Here is a 17,322-nt window from a genome sequence, read left to right on the forward strand (position 1 = left end):
GTCACTATGCCAAAAGTAAAACCTCCCCTACCGTGGGAATGCTCTACCAAATCTGCTTATGTACCGCTTTCTTTTGAGGGAGAAGTGGTAGGATTTTGTCGCCCAGATTGTGCAACTGAGATTGCCAAATCACTCAATGAGGCGGAGGTGCTTCAAAAGGCATTGCAATTAGCGTGTTATGAGTTGGTTGCGCGATCGGGTGGGTCTTCAGAAAGCGTAGGTGAGTTGGTAAAGCGCTATCTTGCAAAAGCAGAGCGCCCACTCCAAGGCAGTGCATTGATTGCGGTCTTGCTAAAAGAACGTCAGATCGATTTGGATCTGACAGATGATGAGTTTGCTAAGTTCTGTGATTCTTATCGATTATCGCGAGCAGAACTGCGCGAGATTTATGGTGGAGAAGAGATTGAAAGTCATCAATTGATTCCCCTGTCTCGGATTTTAGGGAAGACCGTCGATGACATCATTGAAGCGTGGAAGGGCGATGATTAGGGATCTAAGAGAAGGTTCGGTCATGTGCTAGGTCGTATATTCTCACAGAATACCTTGCACTCCCAACTCAGTTTCTCCTGAACTAAACGCTTGTCGATCGATCACCCAAACGGCATACAGCTTAACCCTGTTTCAAAAACTCTTATCTCTACGGATAGAGCAAATGATCAGGGTCAAATCTCTACGATTGGGGGCAACCGAAACCGCATCGATAAAGATTTTGTAATCTAGGAGAATCATTCATGTCCAACGCGAAAGCGTACTCCGCCGCCAGTGCAACCTCGCCCCTGGCTTCCGATACGATCGAGCGTCGCGATCTAACCGAACAGGACGTACAAATCGAAATTCTTTTCTGTGGCGTTTGTCATTCTGACCTGCACATGGTGCGCAATGAGTGGAGCGTCGCGCCTACGGTTTATCCGATCGTTCCGGGTCATGAGATCGTTGGTCGTATCACTCAAGTCGGCTCAGCAGTCACCAAATTTAAACCTGGCGATCTTGCAGGAGTGGGCTGTATGGTCGATTCGGATGGCACTTGTCCCCAATGCAAAGCAGGTTTAGAGCAGTTCTGCCCGAACATGACTCTTACGTATAACTCTCCGGACAAGCACCTTGATGGTATCACCTACGGCGGCTATTCGGATAGCATCGTCGTCGATCAACGCTTCGTGCTGCGTGTCCCCTCGAATCTCGATCTTGCTGGAGTTGCGCCCCTGCTTTGTGCTGGTATCACTACCTATTCGCCCCTGCGCCACCATGGCGTGACTAAAGGCAAAAAAGTAGGAGTGGTTGGTCTTGGCGGACTAGGACACATGGGCGTGAAGTTTGCTCATGCACTTGGAGCGCACGTCGTCGTCTTCACAACTTCACCTGACAAAAAGGAAGATGCGCTCCGGCTTGGTGCTGATGAAGTGGTCGTCTCCCGCAACTTGGACGAGATGCAGCAGCATGTGAACAGTTTCGACTTCATTCTCGATACGGTCGCCGCCAATCACGACATTAACGCCTATCTCAATCTACTTCGGCTCGATGGCAATATTACCCTAGTTGGTGCGCCTCCGAAGCCTCTGGAGGTCGCAGCATTCAGCCTGATCATGGGTCGGCGAAATCTTTCTGGCTCCAACATCGGTGGGATTGCCGAAACTCAAGAGATGCTCGACTTTTGCGGCGAACACAACATCACAGCTGATGTTGAAGTTATCCCGATTCAAAAAGTCAATGAAGCTTACGATCGACTGCTCAAGTCCGATGTCAAGTATCGTTTCTCGATCGATATGGCATCACTCAAATCTGAATAATTTATTAACCCGCCAGTCACTTGTTTAACGGCGGCTGAAATTGCAGTTGTTGAACAAGTGACTGGATTGCTATTGTGCTGACAGCACACAAACCTCTTAGTTTCTTAACTGAGTGGGAGATGATAATTGGTTGCCTGTTTTATTGAGAAATGCGTCCACACTCCAGATTCCTGAACCATGAGCTGCCATGTAGAGGAAAATGAAACAGTAGAGAACTGCAAGCTCACCACCATTGACGATCGGGAGCAATCCTTTGGAAGCATGTGCGATAAAGTAAGCGGCTGCCATCTCACCACTCGCAAGAAATGCAGCATAGCTTCCCCAGAGTCCCAAGGCAACGAGTAGACCGCAAAGAACTTCGAGTACTCCGGCTATGCCAATTAATGATGTGATCGGAACCGGAGCTTTACCACTTGGAATCCCGAATATTTTCTGAGTTCCATGCAGCAGAAAGGACAATCCTACAATGATTCGCAAGATTGCATAAATATAGGGTGAGTATCGAGTCAGCATGGTTGTAATCTCTTTCCTCCGTGTAGATCAGTTATGTGCCTTTTGAGGGATGAAAATTTGATAAAAAACAAACGGAATTGATGATCGCATTAGCATAGGCGATTCCTCAATTTTCTTCATCTATCGAATTCAGTAAACGAAAGCAGAACTAAGCAGTGCAGATTACTTCTCTCTCCTATCAATTCTCCCTACCCAGGCGACTTTGACTCAGATTGACTGACGACTCGTTAGAAATGTTTGCGCTTGCGGCTCGCTCGGTGCCTGCTGCTGAGACAGATGTGCTCAGCAAAATAGTAAAGCTGATCGAAGGTGCGATCGCTGCGACAGCGAATTTGTAGTTCATAGTAAAAAATTTGTAAAACTGATAGAGTTAGACCGAACGAATCGGATAGAGGTTGAGGTTAGTGTGCAAAGCAAGCAATGATGAAATCGCAGCTGCACCATATATCTCAAAGTGAACTATAGAAGAACCTATTATTCACATTCTGAGCCAGTTGAATGTTCGCGATCGCACTCAAGCTGCAATGTTTTCCAATAGATTCCCGCCCTTGTTGAACAAATCGGATTGAGCCATCACGCTGACCCTGAATGTATATGATTGTTTGTATGTTAGGTTACATTTTATGAACTGTTCACGCCGAACTTCAACAGCGCATTTCTGAAAAGCCTTACAGGGAGATAATTTGAGCAGTTCATCTTAAGTGCTCTATCTTGAGGCATAAACTATTCGATAGATGTGAAATATTTCAGCTTCAGCGCACGATGAAACATAGAGAATCAACTGAATCTAGCGCTGCAAGCTACATCCAATCCGCAGAGTTAGATTCAGTTGATTCTCTTCAATTACTTTTTGGGAGTGAAACAGGCGTGAATAAAGTTGCGCTACGTCGTAGTTTAAGCACGATCGGCGTATTGGGTCTGATCGGGGGGCTTTTACTAGCTTGTTCCTCTACACAGCAGACTAATCAGAGTGATTCAAAGCTGAAATCGGTAGCCGTTACAGTGGGAGATTTGAGCAATCCTTTCTTTGTGCTGATGGGTCGAGGAGCAGAAGAAGAAGCTAGAAAAATTGGAGGCGATACAGTTCGGACAACTGTGGTTTCAAGTGGATATGACTTGAATCAACAGTTCAATCAAATCGAAAACTTTATTGCTGCAAATACTAACTTGATTATTCTGAATGCGGGAGATAGTAAAGGAATTGCCCCTGCGGTTGAGAAAGCAAAACAAGCTGGCATTGCAGTGATTGCAGTGGATACAGGAGCAGATGGAGGAGTCGATGCAACGATTACCTCGAACAACTTGCAAGCGGGACAACTCAGTTGTCAGTACATTGCCGATCGCTTAAAAGGGAAAGGCAATGTTGTGATTATCAATGGCCCTCCTGTGCAATCCGTTTTTGATCGCGTTGAAGGCTGCGAGAAGGTTTTTGCAAAATATCCTGGCATCAAACTACTATCAAAAGACCAAAATGCTGAAGGGAGCCGTGATGGTGGGTTGCGCGTCATGACGGACTTACTGACCTCGTTCCCGAAAATTGATGCAGTCTTTGCCATTAATGATCCGTGTGGAGTTGGTGCAGAATTAGCGTCCCGACAAGCCAAGCGCAATGAGTTCTTTATTGTGGGAGTCGATGGCGCACCAGAAGCAAAAAGCGCGATCGAAGATAAAAGCAGCTTGTTTGTAGCAACCGCCGCGCAAGATCCATTAGGCATGACTCAGAAAGCGGTGCAAGTCGGCAATGACATTCTAAACGGTAAAAAACCTGCGGATCCCAACATTCAGATTCCCGTCAAGCTGATTACGCGAGACAACGTGAGCCAATACAAAGGGTGGCAGTAATGACAACCAATCCAGAAACGATGCCAGATCATGCTCCGACCGTAGCTCCAGTGCTAGAGATGCGGGGCATTACGAAACGCTTTAATGGCGTTCCAGCCCTACAAAACGTCAATCTTACGCTGTATCCAGGTGAAGTCCATGCTCTGATGGGCGAAAACGGAGCCGGAAAAAGCACACTCATGAAGATTCTTGCCGGAGCTTACATTGCTGATGAAGGCGAGATTTGGGTGAATGGTCAACGGCTCCATATTACTGATCCAGGAGTTGCGAAACGAGCTGGAATTAATCTGATCTATCAAGAGCTAAACGTTGCACCGAACTTGACCGTTGCCGAAAACATGTTCATGGGCAGTGAACTCAGTCATGGGCAACTGCTAGATCGAGAAGGCATGTTGCGAGAAGCTACAAAAGTCCTCCAAGATCTAGGGGCAAGTTTTGCACCAGATGATCTGGTCTCAAGTTTGTCGATCGCAGAACAGCAGCAAGTCGAAATTGCTCGTGCGCTCAAAGACAAAAGCCGCATTCTCGTGATGGATGAGCCAACGGCTGCACTCTCTGAGCGAGAAACAGAGCGCCTATTCGAGGTGATTCACAAACTGAGACAGGATGGAATTGCGATCGTCTATATTAGTCACCGCATGGAAGAAGTCTATGCGTTGGCAAATCGAGTCAGTGTCCTGCGAGATGGTCAGTACATTGGCAGTTTAGAGCGGTCTGAAATTACGCCAGAGCGACTCGTGCAAATGATGGTCGGGCGATCAACGGAAGGCTTCTACGAACACCACCCACAAACGACTCCAGGCAACGTGGTGCTAGAAGTCAGACAAATTAGCGACGGTCATAAAGTTCAACCGACTGATTTAGTCCTGCGAGCCGGAGAGATTGTCGGATTAGCCGGATTAGTTGGAGCAGGACGAACCGAACTATCACGCTTGATTTTTGGGGCAGATCCGAAGACCAGTGGAGAAGTATTTCTCAATGGGAAAAAGCTAGATATTCATACGCCTGGAGACGCGATCGCAGCAGGCATCGGCTACGTTCCAGAAGATCGCAAAGATCAAGGCTTATTCCTGGAAATGAGTTCCGGTCAGAACATTACGCTGAATATGCTCAAGCAAGATGCGAAAGCTGGCGTCATTAACTGGAAGACTCTAGGCGGAATTGCGAATGCTGCGGTCGAGAGCTTCAACATTCGATTAGCCAATCTAGAAATTCGCGCGATGGATCTGTCGGGGGGCAACCAACAGAAGCTTTTACTGGCGCGCTGGCTAGCGATCAAACCGCGCGTCCTCTTACTTGATGAACCGACTCGCGGCGTTGATATTGGTGCGAAAAGCGAAATCTATCGCATTATTAGCGATTTAGCACAACAAGGCGTTGCAGTCTTGATGGTATCGAGTGAACTGCCCGAAGTGATCGGACTGAGCGATCGCGTTCTAGTGATGCGCCAAGGACAAATTGTGGGTGAGCTTGGTGGCTCAACTCATCGAGAAATTACCCAAGAAAACATTATGCATTATGCTACTGGCGCATCGGAGGTCGCCGCACTATGAGTCAAACCGAACTACGACCTTTAAAAGAACCCAGCGATCGCCCCCCGAATCGGCGAAAATCCACGGGCAACTGGCTTCAGATTGCTGGAATTTTGCCAATCTTGGTCATCATCTGTATTCTCTTCTCGATTCTCACTCCGAACTTTCCTACCGCTGGAAACGTTGTCAATATCTTTCGTCAAGCATCTATCAACATTGTCTTAGCAACGGGACTCACCTTTGTCATTCTGACCGGAGGAATTGATCTGTCTGTTGGATCGATTTTAGGCGTGTCGGCGGTGGTTGGTGTATTAGTCTCATTGTCTGCGGTGAGCTGGCTTGCCATTCCAGCCGCTTTGTTGACTGGATTAGCCATCGGATTAATCAACGGTGCATTGATTGCGTTTCTAGATCTCCCGCCTTTTATCGTGACATTAGGCGGTTTGACTGCGCTACGAGGGACGGCTTATCTCGTTGCCAATGGCACTACGGTTTTGAATCGTAATCTCAATTTTGCCTGGGTTGGTAATAGTTATTTAGGCCCTTTTCCGTGGCTCGTTGTGATTGCACTGCTTACTGTTTTAGCAAGTTGGTTTGTCTTGCGTCGGACAGTGTTAGGGGTACAAATCTATGCGGTTGGGGGAAATCAGCGAGCAGCACGACTGACCGGGATTAAGGTGAACCGTGTCTTGCTCTTTGTTTATGGTGTCAGCGGATTGTTAGCAGGGTTGGCTGGCATTATGAGTTCTAGTCGGCTATATAGTGCGACTGGTTTGCTCGGAAATGGATATGAGTTAGATGCGATCGCGGCTGTGATCTTAGGCGGGACAAGCTTTACAGGTGGGATTGGTACAATTCCAGGAACGCTGCTTGGTGCATTGATTATTGCAGTCCTGAACAATGGGCTAACGCTCCTCAATATGTCTTACTTCTGGCAGCTTGTTGTCAAAGGTTTAGTGATTATTGTAGCTGTCGTTATCGATCGATTGCGCCGTCGTTCTACACGATAATCTGAATTTAATTTCTCAATTTCGTAGGTGTGCAGACTTTTACTTAAGGTCTACCTAAAATTGTGTGCAATAAGTCTTGCCTAACCTGACTTGGATCAGCAACAGGTAATTTGCCTTCTCAGTTTCAGACTGAACTTAACCTTCTAGAACCTTTACTGCTATCTTAAGCTCCTGCACATTCAGTCGGTGGCTCAAGATAGCAGTAAAGGTGTTTGAGCCGCTTTTACAACGATGTCGTCGTCTACGATGGACAAGGCAATTTCCAAATTTATGGCTATCCGACAACCGTTTTTCCACCGACTGATTTCCACACTGCGACTTGGGTTGCGGGTTGGATCTACATCATCGGTAACTTGGGATATCTGGGCGATCGCACTATCGGCGAAACCCCAGTCTATCGCTTGAACTGCTCCACGTTTGCGATCGAGAAAGTGAAAACTTGTGGAGAAGCTCTAGGCTGGATTCATAAGCATCGTGCCGTGTTGAGCAATGGTCAAATTCACATTAGCGGTGGCAAAATTTGGGCAATCCAGCAGGACAAACCCACCCTCGTGGATCACACTGAAGCCTATTTTCTGGATTTAGAGCAGCATTGCTGACATCGCGTTGAAACATAACATTTTATAAAAGCATTTTTAGTGATCCGCACGCGAAAAGCTTTCATTTGACAAAGTATGAACGCTTTCTAGAAGTTCCAAGACACTTAAAGGCAGGCGTGATTCATTGAGATCTAATGTGAAAGTCGGCAGTAGCTATTCCATACGCAAAGAAGTCTGGTTGAAGACTTTCCGTATGTTTACAGGGTGCTGAGAAAATCCCTGAACAGCAACCAAAACGGTATCCTAGTAAAATTTCGTAACTGTAAAATTTTCAATAAGCTTATTGTTCTAATCTAAGAACCGGGAACTGTAGGGTTATCTCCTAATAGGAATATGATCCAATGAACCTGAACTATAGCTATCGCAAACCTCTGATTGGTCTTGTCAGCGCTGTTTCTATTTTTGTGCTGAATATGCCATTTGCTCAAGCATCCGGCTGGACGTTTCAAGTCACCAATAGTGGCAGCACTCCTTTGCTCAAGGTGGAAGCATCCGAGGATGGCGAGACTTGGGGAGAATTTAAGGGCAGTTCGATCGACCCTGGTGAAACTGCAACCATGCAGTGGGCACCTGCTACAGATGACTCGAACTGCGTTTGGCAAGTCCGGGGAGTTTATGCAGATGGCCCCTCTGAAGCTGCTGAGTTCGACTTTTGCAGCGAACCCGATCTAGAATTCACGAATTAAGTTTCGCTAGAGCTATTGATTGCCGATTTTTTAAAATCTTAAGGTCAATCATCTCACCTAGACTCGTCAGATTTGACGGGTCTTTTTTTGTTTCAGGGTCATTTTCTGAGAGTATGAACGCTTTGCGGAAGTTCTAATACACTTAAGGCAAGCGTGATTCATTCAAGACTTTGTTCTGATACAGAGAAAACTTGTATCGGTGCCGTTATTGAGGGTATTTGATATCAGTTTGCTCATGGATCTGAGGATTCTGTTTCGCGATCGCTACAGCGTAAAAAGTGAACTGTGATCGGTAACTAAGTCTATTTTCAATGGATTCTATTCATGGATGTCTAAAATGGAACAGTTTGCGATCGCAAATGCAGGTGGTCATCCCGTTCCTCACCGAGTTGTGATTGTTGGTGGTGGGTTTGGTGGCTTATATGCGGCTAAAGCCCTGGGACGTTCTAAACAGATTGAAATTACGTTAATCGATAAACGTAACTTTCATCTGTTTCAACCCTTGCTCTACCAAGTTGCAACCGGAAAGCTTTCTCCTGGAGATATTTCTTCACCCTTACGCTCAATCCTCAGCCACTATCGCAACGTCAAAGTGCTGATGGATGAAGCGATCGATATTGTCCCCGAGCAGCATCAAGTCATTCTAAAAACTGGAGTTCTCCCCTACGACACCTTGGTTGTAGCAACTGGTGTAAGTCACGATTACTTTGGTCAGAATCAATGGGCAGAGATAGCACCCGGACTCAAAACTGTTGAAGATGCGATCGGAATACGACGACGAATTTTTCGGGCGTTTGAAGTCGCTGAAAAAGAAACTGATCCAGAAAAGCGTCGAGCTTGGTTGACGTTTGTAGTTGTGGGTGCTGGCCCCACGGGAGTAGAGCTAGCTGGCGCTTTAGGCGAATTAGCTCACTATGCGTTGAAGCATGATTTTCGCAACATTGACACGAGAGAAACCCAGATTTTGCTACTAGAAGGTCTCGATCGCGTTTTACCGCCTTATCCTCCTGAGCTTTCAACTGCTGCTGCAAAATCTCTCGAAAATTTAGGCGTTACCGTACATACACAGTCCTTTGTGACAGGGATTACGGAGAATACAGTTACGGTTCGCCACGGGGAACAAACTGAGACAATCCAGACTCAAACGGTGCTTTGGGCAGCAGGCGTTCGCGCTTCAGGCATGGGAAAAGTACTAGCTGAGCGGACAGGTGCAACGCTCGATCGTGTAGGACGAGTGATCGTCAATCCTGACTTAAGCGTGCCAGGACAACCAGACATTTTTGTTGTTGGAGATCTCGCTCATTACAAACACCAAGGTGATCAACCACTGCCAGGACTTGCTCCCGTTGCGATGCAGGAAGGTGCTTATATCGCTAAATTAATTCGATATCGTCTACAAGGACGAGAATTACCATCCTTCCATTATTCAGATGTCGGAAGTTTAGCAGTGATTGGACAGAATGCGGCTGTGGTGAACTTGGGCTGGTTAAAGCTGTCTGGGTTCCTGGCTTGGCTGATTTGGGTGTTTGCTCATATTTATTACTTAATTGAGTTTGATAACAAGCTGGTGGTGATGATCCAGTGGGCCTGGAATTACTTCAGCCGTAAAGGAGGTTCTCGCCTGATTACACAGGAAGAAAACCCATTAAACCATTCAGAACTAGGAGGGAAGCTTGGCTGACTTAGTAATCGGTCTAGATCTAGGAACAGGCGGGGTGCGTGCGATCGCGGTTGATCTGCATGGACAACTCATGGCTCAGACCACAAAAAGTTATCCCCTGTTCACACCACAACCGGGTTGGACAGAGCAAAATCCGGCAGATTGGGTAGAAGCTAGCCTGAAGGCTTTATCAGACATTGCTCAACAGCTTAGTGAACATCGTGCGATCGCGCTCGGGTTATCCGGGCAAATGCACGGGATGGTTCCGCTCGATGCAGAAGGTCATGTGATCAGACCCGCCATTTTATGGAACGACCAGCGTACTGGAAAAGCAGTAGAAGCGATCGAATCGACAATTTCTCGCCAAGAATTGATTCAACGAACTGGCAATCCTGCAATTACAGGGTTTCAGCTTCCAAAGCTCGTCTGGTTGCGAACAGAAGAGCCACAAGCCTATGCTCAAGTTCAGCAAATCTTGCTGCCTAAGGATTATTTGGGCTATGTCCTCACTGGAGTCGCGGTTACAGAACCCTCCGATGCTTCAGGAACAGGCTGTCTGAATCTAGCAAATCGGCAATGGGACATTGATATTCTAAATGCGCTTAAGATGAATCCAGCCTGGTTTCCACCTGTCGTGGAGTCTACAGCGATCGCCGGGCGCTTGAAACCAGAGATCGCAGCACACGTGGGGCTACCAGCCGGATTACCCGTCATTGCTGGAGGGGGTGATAATGCCGCCGCCGCAATTGGGTTGGGAATTTCAGCTAGCAATCTGAATCGAGGAAGTCTGAGTATCGGTACGTCGGGCGTGATTTTTGCTCCTTTGGAGCATCCCATCCCTGACCCAGAGGGACGAGTGCATCTGTTTTGTCACGCGGATGGCGGCTATCACTTGTTGGGTGTGACGCTCGCGGCAGGCGGCTCGTTGCGCTGGTATCGAGACACGATCGCTCCCCAAATTGCCTTCGCGGATCTGATGCAGTTGGCGGAACGTTCACAGCCGGGTGCTCGGGGTGTTTTATTTCTGCCTCACCTTGCGGGAGAACGCAGCCCTCACCTTGATCCAGAAACTCGGGGTGCCTGGGTCAATCTAGCTTTAGCCCATTCGCAAGCTGATCTCATCCGGGCTGTACTGGAAGGCGTTGCATTCAGTCTACGAGAAGCCTTGGATATAATTCACAACATCACTCCAATGAAGCAACTCTTGGCAACCGGAGGAGGAGCACGATCGAGTGTTTGGCTCAAGATTCTAGCAGATATTTTGCAGACAGAATTGATTGCACCTAAAGCTGAAGAAGGTGCTGCCTATGGAGCTGCAATTCTAGCGATGGTAGGAGTTGGGGTGTATTCCAATTTAGAAGCTGCATTTCAGATCCTTCCCCAAGCTGAAAACGTTGTACAACCACAGAAAAATCTAATTTATGAGTCTGCTTTTCAAAAATATCAGCAATTATATGAAGCTCTTAAAGCAGTGCGTTGAATCATTCACGACTATTCAATAGCCATTCACACGATATGATGCAGCAGTAATAAATCAGGCATTTGAAACAGTGATTGATAAACCAGGACTGCACCCCCGATCGCTGTAGAATCCTTTCCAAATCTAGAAATCTTGAGCCGAAAACGAGCAGCCTGATCAAAACCATAGCCGCTCCCATCCGGCAAGCAACCTTGCAACATTTCATCAAACTGATCTCGCACATAGGGGATTAATCCTGCGAGTTGTCCTCCAAAAACAATCTGTTCTGGATTCAGTACTCCAACCAATCCTCGAACTCCCCAACTCAGATATTTTCCCCACTCGTTCACGACAGCTTGAGCGATCGCGTCACCCCCTTCTAAACAGCACAGCAGAGTTTCAAGATTGATGATTTCTCCAGTGCGGCGGTAATAAGCGTGTAATAGACCTTGCTTGCTGCACAAAGCTTCAAAGGTTCCAGGACGCACATCGGCTGGAGTATCAGAATCGTGCGGGTCAATCATCAGTTCAGATACTTCACTAGCAGTGCCTCCCGCTCCACGGACTAGGCGATTGTTTAAGACCATGCCAGCGCCAATACCAACATTGAGAAATAAGTAAAGCAAACTATGACTGGGCATCGATCCACTCAAGTACATCTCAGCGAGAGCACCTGCATTAGCATCGTTTTCAATGTAGAGCGGCACATCCAGATATAGATCCAAATAAGTTCGTAAGTCGATATTCTTCCAGCCTAGTCTGGGAGCACGAAGGACAATTCCTTGCCGATCTAAGCTCCCTGGAATCGTGATACCAATTCCCCGCGATCGCGCTTTACTCTCTGGGTTTGCTTCCCAGACCTGTTGAATTAACTCAATTAACTGCTGAGCAATAATGTCTGGAGCCGTGTCGGTAATCGGGATTTCGACTCGTCGGGTCACTTGAGCTGCAAAATTCAGTTCAACCACTCGTAGGCTTTCATCTTCGATCGCAACTCCAATAAAAAAAGCACCTTCTGGATTGAGTTCTAGCTCGATGCCAGGTCGCCCGCCTTCAGTTCCAGATGCCGTTGATTTTCCCTCACGTACCAGTCCAGCCTCAATTAATTCAGCCGTAATGAGAGTAACCGTTGAACGAGTCAAGCCAGTTCGATGGGCAATCTTGGCACGAGTCAGATGGGGCAAATACCGTAATAGGCTGAGAATTCGCGTAAAGTTAATTTGCTTCAGCAAGCTCGCATCCGTCGCCAGGGGTTTCTTACTGAGGTTTGCTTTCATAAGAAACTATCCAACTTCAGGTTTGTTGAGATGACAAACAATCATAAGGGTGTTTGTTCACGATTCAAACAATCTAAGGTGGGATTGTAGTGTTAAGGAGTCTTAATGATGCGAACGTTTCAACAGCAACGAAACTACGAACGGCTTGAACAACTTCCGCCACAACTTGATCAATTAACTGCCTCAAGCTTCCGCTGGGTTTGGGAGGTTTTGTCGAATCTCTGGCAATTACCTTCTAGCGAACCCAAGGTTCGACAGAAAATGGATAGCTCTGGCACTCTATACTGGCAGGCTTATGATCCTCTGCATCATCTCACTATCCGCTTCGAGGATGAGCAAGCAGTCATGGAGTGGTTAGATAGACAAATCTATCGGCGCTCACGGGCAAATTTATGGAACATCGATGGATAGGCTACTAATTTCCAGCCTTGAGAGTGATTAAGAACGACTGTATAAGGCTTCAATTCACACAGTCGTTCTTGATCAATTCTGGGTTGATGTTCTACCGCACTTACACTTTGGCAAGAATTGCTTCAGCAACGGCTTTATCAGTGACGAGTCCTGTAATGAGCTTACCCCGCATCGCAGCTAGAATGGCTTCTGCCTTTTTTTCACTCCCTGCAACACCAATGACCAAACGCTGAGCGGGTTGCTGCAAAGGAACGCTGGCGACGCGACTATTGATACCTTCTTGTAGCAAAACTCCCTCGTAGTTATATGCCCAACCTGCAATCTCTCCAACTGCTCCTAGCTCAATCAATTTCGCAACTTCTTCATCGTTAATAAAGCCGTCCTGATGAAGTGGAGCATTCCAAGCAATGTGACCAATTCCAACAAATGTGACTTTAGCTTGCTCTGCTAAGGTCTTTACAGTAATAAACGATCGCTGTGTCTGTAATAGCTGCCGTTCTTCAACGCTGGTCGCAACAACCGGAGTCGGAACAGGATAGGCTTGAGAACCGACGCGATCGGCGAGATGCATAACAACTTCATAACGACCTGCACGCCCATAGTGGGACAGGTTGCCAATAATAGAGATGATTTTGTGTTGAGGTTGATCCATGGATGGGATCTGTTCCACCATTGCACGCAATGTCCGTCCAGAAGAAAATGCCAAAATGGTTGGAGCTTTTGCGAGTAAATAAGTCTCTAAATAATCAGCAGCGCACACGCCAATCCCACTCAGATCGTCAACTTTGCTGGTATCACTGGGCACTACTTCACACAAAGACAATTGGAATTTGTCCCGTAACATTTCAGCTAGCTCGATACACTCCCTTAAAGGATGATCAAGGCGAAACTTGATCAGTTTTTCGCTAACAGCCAGTGCAACGAGGCGTTGAGCAGCCTGACGGGAGACATTGAGCTTACTGGCAACTTCTTCTTGAGTGTTGCCACCAATGTAATAGAGCCAAGCTGCATGAGCCGCAAGATCCAGTTTACGATCGCGTCGCTCAATAAAAGGTTCTCCCATATCTCACCATCCAGAAAAAAGCATCTACCCAAAGAGATTTTTGAGCCTATATCTAAAGCTAGAGCATTTGCTCAAATCTCTTTGTCAGGTTTATCACATTTCTCTCACAAAAATCTACTCAAAATTCTGCGATCGCTATTGTCCGCCTGTAATGTCCAGGTTAAATCCTGTTATATAACTCGCTTCGTCACTCATGAGAAAAGCAACCCCGTTGGCAACCTCTTCTAAACTTCCTAAACGGCGCATTGGCACTGAGCTGATCATTTGTTGTTCTACAACTTTGGGATCGAGATCAAAATACTGAGAACCCACGGCTGCCTGCAATTCAGTTTGCCGTGTCCACATTACGCCCGGTCCAATGAGTGAAGGTGAGAGAGAATTCACTCGAATTCCGTAAGCTGCTAAATCTTTTGCAGCCGTTTGAGTCATGCCAATCACGGCAAACTTGGAAGCTGCATAAGCCAGCATGTTCGGAGGACCATCCACTCCTGCATGGCTCGCCATATTGACGATAGCGCCACCCCCTGAATCCCGGAGATGTTGAGCCGCAGCTTTTAGCACATGAAAAACGCCAATGACATTGATATCTATGACCTTTTGAAAATCATCCGCTGGATACTCATCCGTTTTGGCAAAGACTCCTTGATAGCCAGCATTGTTAAAGATGTAGTCAATCTGTCCAACCTGCGCCATCGCACCCGAAAATGCATTTGCCACACTGTCTGCAAGCGTCACATCACACTGAAATGCACCAAGAGGGACATTGTACTCCTCTAATTCCTGCACCACTTCTGCCATTTTGGTTTCATTCAAATCCAGCAAAACTACTCCAGCACCATTGGCTGCAAAGCGTTGTGCCGTTGCTTTTCCAATATCTCCAGCACCACCTGTGATTAAAATCGTTTTTCCCTCAAACGAATAAGTTGCGTTTGCCGTCACGGTCTTATCTCCTTGTTAATCAAGAATTGTTTCAAATCCGAATGAACGATTTAGTTTTAGAACTGAGATCAGTATGATTTCTATTATTGAGCTTTTGCCCAAAAGTAGAGCATAAACTCAATATTACTTGCTCGATCTTTAATATAAGGAGCTAGCGATGCGTACACCTCGCTTCGCCAAGATCATCGTTGTGTTCCTGATTGGCATGATGTTGACGCAACTGTTACATGCTTGTTCGTCAGGTTCGCAAGCGGCAGAAAAAACAAGACTCACGATCGCCACCGTCAATAACGGCGATATGGTGATCATGCAAGAGCTTTCCAGCCAGTTTGAGAAAGCGAACCCCGACATTCAACTGAGATGGGTCGTGTTGGAAGAAAATGTATTGCGCCAGCGGGTCACGACTGATGTTGCCAGCCAAGGTGGGCAATTTGATGTTTTGACGATCGGATCTTATGAGACTCCGATCTGGGCAAGACGCGATTGGCTCAGACCACTAAATTTGCCTGCTAGCTATGATGTCAACGACCTGTTAAAACCGATTCGAGAAGGACTTTCTAATGACGGCAAACTCTATGCGGTGCCGTTCTATGGCGAAAGTTCGATGCTTTATTATCGCAAGGATTTATTTGAAAAAGCAGGAATTACGGTTCCTGAACAGCCCACCTATCCTCAAATTAAAGAGTGGGCAAGTAAAATCCATGATCCCAAAAATGGGGTTTATGGCGTGTGCTTACGGGGGAAACCGGGTTGGGGTGAAAATATGGGGTTCATTTCAACGCTCGTGAATACCTATGGAGGTCAATGGTTTGACACGAACTGGAATCCAACCATTAATACACCCGCTTGGAAAGAAGCGATCACCTACTATGTAGATCTCATGCGGAACTACGGCCCACCTGGAGCAAGTTCTAATGGATTCAATGAAAATTTAGCCTTGTTCTCAACAGGCAAGTGCGGAATGTGGGTTGATGCAACCGTTGCGGCGGGACTCCTCTCGAACCCGAAAGAGTCTAAAGTGTATGACAAGCTAGGCTTTGCTCGTGCGCCGATCGAGAAATATCCCAATGGTTCAAATTGGCTCTGGGCTTGGGCTTTAGCAGTTCCTAAAACCTCGAAGGCCCCAGAAGCAGCGGAACGGTTTATTGCTTGGGCAACCTCGAAAGAGTATATCCAGCTAGTTGCTGAACAAAATGGTTGGGTTGCCGTACCACCGGGTACTCGCACTTCCACCTATCAGAATCCTAACTATCAAAAAGCCGCTCCTTTTGCCTCGATCGTGCTGCGTTCTATCCAATCTGCTGATGTCACCCGACCTGCGGCTCAACCCACACCTTATAAAGGCATTCAGTATGTGGATATTCCAGAATTCCAAGCGATTGGATCATCGACTGGACAAACGATCGCGGCTGCACTGACTGGTAGTACCTCTGTTGATCAAGCATTGCAGCAATCTCAACGCACAACGGAGCGCTTCATGAGACATACAGGCTATATCCAGTAGGGACAGATTGAGCAGCAGTTTTCAAGGTTACTCAATCGCTTGAGATCTGTTCCTACTTTCTGACCAATGCGGTTCAAAGACCATTCAATTTGCGATCGTTAAAACTATGTCTTCAAAACTATGTCTTCAATTGTTGTAGAACGTCACCCCGAAACACCGCCACCCAGACGACGAACTCGTCGTCAGGCATCAACCTTACCGCTTGTTGCGCCTTCCGTCATTGCGCTGCTGCTATGGATGATTGTACCGCTGGTGATGACCATCTGGTTTTCTTTTCAGCGGTATAACCTGTTGAATCCAGATGCACAAAAGTTCATTGGGATTGAGAATTTCACCTTTATCCTCGGTGATTCAGGTTTTTGGATTTCGCTTGGGACTACGATCGTGCTAGTTGCTGCCGTTTTGGCAATTACGATCGGACTTGGGACATTACTCGCCATCTTGTTTGATCAAGACTTTCCCGGACAGGGAATTGCGCGGGTGCTAGCGATTTCTCCTTTCTTTGTCATGCCTACAGTTAGTGCATTGATTTGGAAGAATATGCTGATGCATCCGGTCAATGGGTTGTTTGCTCAAATTACACGAGGCTTAGGATTAGGCGCGATCGATTGGTTTGCCAATTTCCCATTACTAGCAATCATCATCATTGTGTCATGGGAGTGGCTTCCTTTTGCGTTGCTGATCTTATTGACCGCAATTCAGTCGCTTGATCATGAGCAGTTAGAAGCTGCTCGGATGGATGGCGCAAATGCGATCGCGCTATTCCGATTCGTGATGCTGCCGCACCTCAGCCGTGCGATCGCCGTTGTCGCAATGATTGAAACAATTTTCTTCCTCACCATCTTTGCGGAAATCTTCGTAACGACGGGTGGTGGGCCTGGTTTAGCAACAACAAACCTAGCCTATTACATCTTCCTGAAAGCGCTACTAGAATTTGATGTCGGTGGTGCTTCAGCCGGTGGTTTGATTGCCGTAATTTTGGCAAATATCGTAGCAATCTTCTTGTTGCGGAGTGTTGCTCGTAATTTGGATACCTAATT

At 46.9% G+C, this 17,322-nt stretch carries 17 protein-coding genes; 13 read left to right on the top strand and 4 right to left on the bottom strand.

Translation table 11 applies throughout. From position 1 onward, the window contains the following. Positions 1-6: 6 nt before the first annotated feature. Together J0L70_RS13400 and J0L70_RS13405 are read left to right on the top strand one after the other, a co-directional pair. Positions 7-489 carry a hypothetical protein gene (locus J0L70_RS13400; RefSeq protein WP_190651597.1) on the top strand — a complete coding sequence of 161 codons (483 nt, stop codon included), beginning with the start codon at positions 7-9 and terminating at the stop codon, positions 487-489. Between the two features lie 242 nt (positions 490-731). Further along, complete coding sequence (locus J0L70_RS13405) at positions 732-1,787, top strand: NAD(P)-dependent alcohol dehydrogenase (RefSeq protein ID WP_287454954.1); 1,056 nt, start codon at positions 732-734, stop codon at positions 1,785-1,787. Between the two features lie 96 nt (positions 1,788-1,883). Here the strand turns inward: J0L70_RS13405 and J0L70_RS13410 are convergent, their stop codons facing one another. Continuing rightward, a complete protein-coding gene (locus J0L70_RS13410; protein WP_287454955.1) occupies positions 1,884-2,300 on the bottom strand; it encodes a DoxX family protein in 417 nt (138 codons plus the stop codon). 212 nt (positions 2,301-2,512) lie between these two features. Here J0L70_RS13410 and J0L70_RS13415 point away from each other — a divergent pair, with 212 nt between their 5' ends. The 8 genes from J0L70_RS13415 to xylB all read left to right on the top strand — a co-directional run bounded on the left by J0L70_RS13415 (position 2,513) and on the right by xylB (position 11,109). Next, the gene (locus J0L70_RS13415) at positions 2,513-2,638 is read left to right on the top strand and encodes a hypothetical protein (protein ID WP_287454956.1); all 126 of its coding nucleotides are present in this window, start codon (positions 2,513-2,515) and stop codon (positions 2,636-2,638) included. A gap of 424 nt (positions 2,639-3,062) precedes the next feature. Then, the gene (locus tag J0L70_RS13420; protein WP_017287285.1) at positions 3,063-4,142 is read left to right on the top strand and encodes an ABC transporter substrate-binding protein; all 1,080 of its coding nucleotides are present in this window, start codon (positions 3,063-3,065) and stop codon (positions 4,140-4,142) included. Continuing rightward, positions 4,142-5,695, top strand: a complete 1,554-nt coding sequence (locus J0L70_RS13425) for a sugar ABC transporter ATP-binding protein (RefSeq protein ID WP_287454957.1) — start codon at positions 4,142-4,144, stop codon at positions 5,693-5,695. Before J0L70_RS13420 ends, J0L70_RS13425 begins: the two co-directional genes overlap by 1 nt. Then, the gene (locus tag J0L70_RS13430) at positions 5,692-6,684 is read left to right on the top strand and encodes an ABC transporter permease subunit (RefSeq protein WP_017287283.1); all 993 of its coding nucleotides are present in this window, start codon (positions 5,692-5,694) and stop codon (positions 6,682-6,684) included. Before J0L70_RS13425 ends, J0L70_RS13430 begins: the two co-directional genes overlap by 4 nt. 212 nt (positions 6,685-6,896) lie before the next feature. Further along, positions 6,897-7,283: a hypothetical protein gene (locus tag J0L70_RS13435; RefSeq protein ID WP_287454959.1), complete on the top strand. Its 387-nt coding sequence runs from the start codon at positions 6,897-6,899 to the stop codon at positions 7,281-7,283. 341 nt (positions 7,284-7,624) lie between these two features. Beyond that, positions 7,625-7,969, top strand: coding sequence for a hypothetical protein (locus tag J0L70_RS13440; RefSeq protein ID WP_287454960.1), 345 nt, complete (start codon positions 7,625-7,627; stop codon positions 7,967-7,969). Positions 7,970-8,297: 328 nt separating this feature from the next. After that, the gene (locus tag J0L70_RS13445; protein ID WP_353736638.1) at positions 8,298-9,650 is read left to right on the top strand and encodes an NAD(P)/FAD-dependent oxidoreductase; all 1,353 of its coding nucleotides are present in this window, start codon (positions 8,298-8,300) and stop codon (positions 9,648-9,650) included. After that, positions 9,643-11,109: a xylulokinase gene (gene xylB / locus J0L70_RS13450; protein WP_287454961.1), complete on the top strand. Its 1,467-nt coding sequence runs from the start codon at positions 9,643-9,645 to the stop codon at positions 11,107-11,109. Before J0L70_RS13445 ends, xylB begins: the two co-directional genes overlap by 8 nt. 26 nt (positions 11,110-11,135) lie before the next feature. On the opposite strand, the gene J0L70_RS13455 is transcribed toward xylB, so the two are convergent. After that, complete coding sequence (locus J0L70_RS13455; protein WP_287454962.1) at positions 11,136-12,365, bottom strand: ROK family transcriptional regulator; 1,230 nt, start codon at positions 12,363-12,365, stop codon at positions 11,136-11,138. A 108-nt stretch (positions 12,366-12,473) separates the two neighbouring features. Here J0L70_RS13455 and J0L70_RS13460 point away from each other — a divergent pair, with 108 nt between their 5' ends. Continuing rightward, on the top strand, positions 12,474-12,776 hold the full coding sequence (locus J0L70_RS13460; RefSeq protein WP_287454963.1) for a hypothetical protein: 303 nt from the start codon (positions 12,474-12,476) through the stop codon (positions 12,774-12,776). Between the two features lie 100 nt (positions 12,777-12,876). Here the strand turns inward: J0L70_RS13460 and J0L70_RS13465 are convergent, their stop codons facing one another. Both J0L70_RS13465 and J0L70_RS13470 read right to left on the bottom strand, forming a co-directional pair. After that, on the bottom strand, positions 12,877-13,839 hold the full coding sequence (locus tag J0L70_RS13465) for a sugar-binding transcriptional regulator (RefSeq protein WP_287454964.1): 963 nt from the start codon (positions 13,837-13,839) through the stop codon (positions 12,877-12,879). Between the two features lie 135 nt (positions 13,840-13,974). After that, on the bottom strand, positions 13,975-14,778 hold the full coding sequence (locus tag J0L70_RS13470; RefSeq protein WP_287454965.1) for an SDR family NAD(P)-dependent oxidoreductase: 804 nt from the start codon (positions 14,776-14,778) through the stop codon (positions 13,975-13,977). A 157-nt stretch (positions 14,779-14,935) separates the two neighbouring features. On the opposite strand from J0L70_RS13470, the gene J0L70_RS13475 reads away from it, so the two are divergent. Next, a complete protein-coding gene (locus J0L70_RS13475; protein WP_017287274.1) occupies positions 14,936-16,282 on the top strand; it encodes an ABC transporter substrate-binding protein in 1,347 nt (448 codons plus the stop codon). A gap of 120 nt (positions 16,283-16,402) precedes the next feature. Next, entirely contained in the window at positions 16,403-17,320 is a 918-nt protein-coding gene (locus J0L70_RS13480) for a carbohydrate ABC transporter permease (protein WP_017287273.1), read from the top strand. Positions 17,321-17,322: the final 2 nt, after the last annotated feature.

It is taken from the genome of Leptolyngbya sp. UWPOB_LEPTO1, assembly GCF_017302695.1.
GTDB lineage: Bacteria > Cyanobacteriota > Cyanobacteriia > Leptolyngbyales > Leptolyngbyaceae > Leptolyngbya > Leptolyngbya boryana.